A 333-nucleotide genomic window follows, 5' to 3' on the forward strand; every position below is an offset into this window, starting at 1 on the left:
GGCCGCACCACTTCCCGCAACTGGGTGCTGCGTGGCGAATACCGGGTCCACACCGGCAGCACCGGCCAGTGGTTGTTCTCGCTGGACGCGCTGAAGCAGCAGGAGCTGCGCCGCCGTCGGGACCACGAGCCGGCGATCGACCTGCGCGGGCATGTCACGCCCGAGATGGCGGCGGTCCTCAACGTGCAATGGCAGAACAGCAACTGGGACATCGCCCTGCGCGGCAACCAGGTGGGCCGCACCCGCGCATGGCTGCCCGGCGCCGAGTGCCCGCAGCGGCAGATCGAACAGAACCACTGCATGAATCCGCGCCAGCTGCGCTGGAACCTGCAC

At 69.4% G+C, this 333-nt stretch carries 1 protein-coding gene; it reads left to right on the top strand.

Features of this window, described 5'->3' with window-relative positions:
- A partial coding sequence (locus tag EKC99_RS15700; RefSeq protein WP_205597838.1) for a hypothetical protein occupies positions 1–333 on the top strand: 333 nt, incomplete at both ends.

The sequence above is a fragment of the Anoxybacillus sp. MB8 genome, assembly GCF_011006755.1.
Taxonomy (GTDB): Bacteria; Bacillota; Bacilli; order Bacillales; family Anoxybacillaceae; genus Anoxybacillus; species Anoxybacillus gonensis.